Source organism: Methylophaga sp. UBA678 (assembly GCF_002299105.1).
Classification (GTDB): Bacteria; Pseudomonadota; Gammaproteobacteria; order Nitrosococcales; family Methylophagaceae; genus Methylophaga; species Methylophaga marina.
Genome location: NZ_DBNG01000012.1, coordinates 15,241 through 16,763 on the forward strand (window position 1 = coordinate 15,241; position 1,523 = coordinate 16,763).

Consider the following 1,523-nt stretch of genomic DNA (forward strand, 5'->3'; position numbering starts at 1 on the left):
CTGCCAATCGGTATCGAAGACGAGTTCAAGGGTGTGGTTGATCTGCTGACACGTAAAGCATGGTACTGGCCTGACGAAAAAGATCCTGAAAACTACAGCATTGAAGAGCCACCTGCAGAGATGGCTGATCAGATCGAAGAATGGCGTGAAAAACTCGTTGAGACGGCTGTAGAGCAAGACGACGACTTAATGGAAAAATATCTGGAAGGTGAAGAACCTTCAGTTGATGACCTGAAAAAATGTATTCGTAAAGGTACATTAGAATTAGCCTTCTTCCCTACATATTGCGGTAGCTCATTCAAAAACAAAGGTCTTCAGTTAATTCTGGACGCGGTTGTTGATTACCTGCCTGATCCAACTCAGGTTGATCCTCAACCAGAAGTGGATTTAGAAGGTAACGAAACAGGTAAAGTAGCGACTGTTGATATTAATGGTCCATTACGTGCATTGGCATTCAAAATTATGGATGACCGCTTTGGTGCACTGACATTCGTTCGTATCTACTCTGGTGAAGTACGTAAAGGTGACACGATCCTGAATACGTTTACCGGTAAAACTGAACGTGTTGGTCGTATGGTGGAAATGCATGCGAACGATCGTAACGAGCTAGACTACGCTCATGCGGGTGATATCATCGCTATCGTTGGTATGAAAGACACGCAAACAGGTCACACTTTATGTGATCCGAAAAATCCAGCAACACTTGAACCAATGGTTTTCCCAGATCCCGTTATTTCTATCGCCATTGCACCTAAAGATAAAGGTGCTGCAGAGAAGTTAGGTATCGCTCTGGGTAAAATGATTAAAGAAGATCCATCTTTCCGTGTTGAAACAGACCAAGATAGTGGCGAAACCATCATGAAAGGTATGGGTGAGCTACACTTAGATATTAAAGTAGATATCTTGAAACGTACTCATAACGTTGATGTTATTGTTGGTGAGCCTCAAGTTGCTTACCGTGAAACTATCACACAACGTGTTGAAGACAGCTACACTCACAAGAAACAATCAGGTGGTTCTGGTCAGTTTGGTCGTATCGACTACATCATCGAACCAGGTGAACCAGGTAGTGGTTTTGCTTTTGAATCAACGGTTACTGGTGGTACTGTTCCTCGTGAATTCTGGCCAGCAGTTGAAGGTGGCTTCAAGAAAATGATGGATAAAGGTGTATTAGCTGGCTTCCCATTACTTGACGTTAAAGTGAATTTATTTGATGGTGCATTCCATGCTGTTGACTCATCTGCTATCGCGTTTGAATTAGCTGCAATGGGTGGTTTCCGTCAATCAATTCCTAAAGCGGGCCCACAATTACTTGAGCCAATCATGAAAGTTGACGTGTTCACACCTGAAGATAACGTGGGTGATGTTATCGGTGACTTAAACCGTCGTCGCGGTATGATTAAGTCTCAGGATGCAGGTGCAACAGGCGTTCGTATTAAGGCTGAAGTACCTTTGAGTGAAATGTTTGGTTATATCGGTTCACTTCGTACAATGACATCTGGTCGTGGTCAGTTCTCTATGGA

The 1,523-nt window shown here is 43.3% G+C and carries 1 protein-coding gene; it reads left to right on the forward strand.

What is annotated here, in order from left to right; genetic code table 11:
* Positions 1-1,523, forward strand: a 1,523-nt coding sequence (gene fusA / locus B3014_RS06885; protein ID WP_289286932.1) for an elongation factor G, incomplete at both ends; no start/stop codon positions are given.